6 protein-coding genes are annotated in these 3,911 nt (G+C 61.2%); all 6 read right to left on the bottom strand.

Going from position 1 to position 3,911, the window contains the following annotated elements:
• A partial coding sequence (locus ACH2EH_RS15525; protein ID WP_395142947.1) for a sulfatase occupies positions 1-533 on the bottom strand: 533 nt, incomplete at its 3' end.
• A 17-nt stretch (positions 534-550) separates the two neighbouring features.
• Entirely contained in the window at positions 551-1,123 is a 573-nt protein-coding gene (locus ACH2EH_RS15520) for a sulfatase-like hydrolase/transferase (RefSeq protein ID WP_395142946.1), read from the bottom strand.
• Positions 1,120-2,541 (bottom strand): HEAT repeat domain-containing protein, encoded by a 1,422-nt coding sequence (locus tag ACH2EH_RS15515; RefSeq protein WP_395142944.1) that lies wholly within the window; start codon positions 2,539-2,541, stop codon positions 1,120-1,122. The genes ACH2EH_RS15520 and ACH2EH_RS15515 overlap by 4 nt, the downstream gene beginning before the upstream one ends.
• Before the next feature lie 158 nt (positions 2,542-2,699).
• Positions 2,700-3,185, bottom strand: coding sequence for an NUDIX domain-containing protein (locus tag ACH2EH_RS15510; RefSeq protein ID WP_395142942.1), 486 nt, complete (start codon positions 3,183-3,185; stop codon positions 2,700-2,702).
• A gap of 2 nt (positions 3,186-3,187) precedes the next feature.
• The gene (locus tag ACH2EH_RS15505; protein WP_395142940.1) at positions 3,188-3,694 is read right to left on the bottom strand and encodes a CYTH domain-containing protein; all 507 of its coding nucleotides are present in this window, start codon (positions 3,692-3,694) and stop codon (positions 3,188-3,190) included.
• Positions 3,691-3,911 (bottom strand): cupin domain-containing protein (locus ACH2EH_RS15500; protein WP_395142939.1); only part of this gene is annotated, 221 nt, incomplete at its 5' end. The genes ACH2EH_RS15505 and ACH2EH_RS15500, both read right to left, overlap by 4 nt.

Here is a 3,911-nt window from a genome sequence, read left to right as displayed (position 1 = left end):
TCCAGCGGGTCTGTTTTGAGGTTGTAGAGTTCTTGTGGCGCAAACGGACTGTCCTGCAGCAGCTTCCAGTCTCCCCGACGCAGTGCCTCGATAGTCTTTCCCCCGTAGGCCACACCGCCTTCACGACGGACAAAGTAGTGATCGCGGCTCTCAGGCGTCTCAGGCTCTCCTCGAAGCGAGGGCAAGAAACTCGTGCCATCAATGCCAGGTGGCGGCGACACGCCCGCCACCGAACAAGCCGTGGCGAAGAGGTCCATGGTCAGGGTCGTGCGCTCGGTAGTTGTCCCCGGCGCAATCACGCCCGGCCAGCGCGCGGCTCCCGGAACACGCAGGCCGCCCTCGTACATGTGGCCTTTTTCGCTACGCCAGGGGCCGTTGTTAGCCCCGTTGGCCAGCACGCCGCCGTTGTCCGATGTGAAGAGCACCAGAGTGTCTTTCGCCAGCCCCGTGCGCTCCAGCGTGTCGAGCACTTTCCCGACGCCCGCGTCCATGTGCTCGATCAGGGCCACCAGCTTAGCGCGTTTCTCGCTCATTCCAGGTTCGCGCTGCTTCAGCCGGGGGCGCTGTCGGGCGTGGGCTGAATCTCGCCGTGGACATGGGAGAGCGAGTAGTAGAGGTAGAAGGGCCTGGCTTGGTTCTTGTTGACGAAATTCACGACATGCTGGTGCATCAAGTCCGGCATGTACTCTTTTGCGCCCGGGGTCTTGCTCTGGCCGTTCTCCGTGTAGGGCTGTTTCTTTCCCTCCTTGCTCCAGTAGACCCCGCTGCCATTGAAGCGCAGGTAGTCGTCGAAGCCGAACTCCGCCGGGCCAAGCGGGAGCTGGCCCCACTTGCCCACCATAGAAGAGGTATAGCCCGCCGACTTCAGCACCGTGGGCATCATGGTCTCGACCTCGGGCTTCATCTGGCCCGTGGCGTCTTGATTGGTCGCGCCCGTGCGAAAGGCATAGCGCCCGGTCAGCATGCAAGCCCGCGACGGCCCACAGAGCGGGGCGGTGTAGCCGTGGGTGTAGCGCGTCCCGCTTCTAGCCAGCGCATCAAGATTGGGCTTCGCGGGCTGGGCGGATTGAGCCGCAGTGGGCAGGGCAAGCAAAGCAAAAGCAAGACAAAGTGACGTTTTCAAAAGGTACTCTCGCGGGTCGTGATCGGGCACCAGCGCGTGGTCTGGAAGTGGTGCAAAAGTGTCTTGAGCGCGACGGGCGATGCGGAGCCCAGCTGCTCCAGCGCGATCGTGGCATGACCACGCACATAGCGGTTGTCATCTGTCAGCGCTTCGGCGAGCGCGGGCACGGCGGAGACGGCTTTCTCGCGGAACTTGGCCAGGCCGTAGGCGGCATTGAAGCGCGTCTGGCCGTCGGTGTCTTTGAGGAGGCACGTGAGGGCGGGCACGGAGAGCTCTGGCTGGCTCTTTATCTGTCCCAGCGCATCGGCGAGCTGCCGCCGCACAAACGCCGAAGGGTCGTCGGTAAGTGCCGTCAGCGCGGGGATCGCTTCTGCCGCACGCACCCCGAGATCGCCCAGCGCATAGATAGCAAACCCACGCGTGCGCTCGCTCTCAGAGGCAAGCGCCTCGGTGAGTGCGGCAAGCGCCGATACCCCCGCCACACTCAGCCCATAGCATGCCGCGCGGCGCACCTCGTCGCGCTCGCCGTCGTGCAGGAGGCCCTCACGCAAAATCGCCACGCCCACCGCGCCGAGGCCCCCAAGCGTGTAGGCCACACTTAGCCGCGTCTCCTCCGAGCTATCCCAGAGCGCCGTTTTCAGGGCTTCTGCATCGCCTGTCGTTTCCCACGCTGTCTCGCCCGCCAGCCAGTGCCACATCTGCCGCCAGAGCGGGCTCCGAGGATTGTCGGCGAGCTCCGCGCTCAGGGGAATCTCAGCCGATTTACGGTTCCAGTGCGCCTCGGTCGGCTCGTCGAGGCGTGTGAACTGGAACTTGAACATGTAGCGCTCTTTATCCGTGTGGTTGGGAAACGCCCGGTGCCACAGATCGAAGTGGATCAGGATCACGCTCCCCGCCTCGCCCGCAACCGGAAGCCCGATGCCGTCGGGATCGAGCGCGGCCTCCTCGTCACGGAGCGGCAGCGTCGCCACTCGCGACTCGTAGTACTGGCTCCCCGGAATTGCGCCCGTCGGCCCGATCTCTACCGGGGCATCCTGCGGGTAGTACATCGCCATGATCCAGCGTGGATGATGATCGCGCACCTTGGAGTAGCCCCAGTAGCTGTCTTTGTGCCACCCGCCGCCCTTGCCACCCGGCCCATTGGGATGGGCAAACCGGTGCACATGCATCACGTAGGAAGATCCTAAAATACTGGTGAGTGCGCCGCGTACCGCAGGCGCATCGAAGACCTCCTGCACCTCGGGAAGGCGCGGCAGGATATTGTTGCCCGGATTGCCCTCCTCGGCCAAAATCTTCTTTGTCTTCTCAAAAACCTGCTCATGAAATGCAGGCGGAAGATCTACTTTTAGCACACAGTAGCCCTTCACGATAAAATCGCGCATCGCTGCATCGTCAAAGAGAAAATCATCCAAACCCATCTGCCTTGGCTCCTTCACGCTTCCCCACCGAAAGCCTGCGGGAATGATAACAGATTTAGGGAATAGTAATCAAGGAGAGGGGGATGGGTTCAAAGACGCGGTCGGGTCACCGGATCAGGCAGCTTTTGTATCGCCCAGCCGAGTAACCTCCTTAACCCCTACTGGTCGCCGTGCGATTGCCTAAAAAGCCGCAGTGCCCGCGTAAAATGAGAAATGTTCTGCGGAACGGCAATCGGGATCTGCGGAGTGATCATCTCAAGAGGCATCCAAGTAACCTCGGCACCGACCATATCATCCCCTGGCGTGACCGCCCCGCCAAGATACTCAACGAGAAAACTAATACTTAAGAGCGAGATTTTTTCATCCCATTGAAACGACGATACATCAACTGGCCCCAAAAGACGGTGCCGGAACTCAGTACCAAGTTCCTCGCGCAACTCACGCTCCAGCGCTTCGGTGGGACTTTCGTCCGATTCGAGTGCTCCACTCGGAACCTGCCAGCCTCCTTTTCGGGCGCATCGCAGCAGAAGAAATTCCTCGTTTGCATTGACAATAAAAGCAAGAACCGCAGCAGGAAATGTCGCAAATACTCGCCCGGACTCAGACACGATTTTTGGGCTATCACTCGATTTAGTAGGAGACATACTCATGCAGCACTCCGCACACGCCCCTGTGCCTGTCCTGTGTCCCTCCACTGTTTATACGGCAGGTTGGAGAGGTTCGCGTTGAAGTACCGCGCATCGCTGGTGATCTCCGCCCCGACCCACTCGGGCAGCGCGATCTCTTGCGCCTCGGACTCCAGCTCCACCTCCGCGACTACGAGGCCCTCATTGTCGCCGAGAAAGGCATCCACTTCCCAGCGAAGCCCCGCGTGCTTGACAATATGGCGCATCTTCTCCACCAGCGGCCCCTCGCAGAGTGCCAGCAGCGCTTTGGCATCATCGAGGGGAATAGTGTACTCAAACTCTGCCCGGCTGGCTCCGGTGGTCAGGCCTTTGACCGTCAGAAAGCCCTGCTCACCCGCAACCCGGACACGCACGGTTCGGTGCTTATCGCGGTTGAGATAGCCCTGGCAGTAGTAGGTCGGTGAGGCGCTCTGCCAGTCACTGCCCATCACCAGAAACTTCCGCTCTATTTCGGTATTCGGACTCACAGCTTCACTCCGTTGGGCGCAGTGAACGTCTCGTCCTCGACGTTGCCGGTGTTGCGGGTGGCGGCGGGTTCAAAGAGCAGTACTTCGGCCTCGCTCTCAGCAACGGTGCGGTGCTCGACGCCGCGTGGAACGACGCACAGCTCGCCGGGGCTAAGTTGGACGATGCGATCCGGAAACTCGATCTGCATCGTCCCGCGCCAGACGAGAAAGAGCTCGT

Origin of the sequence: Armatimonas sp. (assembly GCF_043760365.1) — a bacterium.
In the GTDB taxonomy this organism is placed as follows: domain Bacteria; phylum Armatimonadota; class Armatimonadia; order Armatimonadales; family Armatimonadaceae; genus Armatimonas.
This window is presented reverse-complemented; position numbering and strand designations above follow the sequence as displayed.

Bases quoted from the DNA above. Each gene is read 5' to 3' on its own strand.
- ACH2EH_RS15510 (WP_395142942.1), bottom strand. From the start codon at position 3,185: ATGTCTCCTACTAAATCGAGTGATAGCCCAAAAATCGTGTCTGAGTCC.
- ACH2EH_RS15515 (WP_395142944.1), bottom strand. From the start codon at position 2,541: ATGGGTTTGGATGATTTTCTCTTTGACGATGCAGCGATGCGCGATTTT.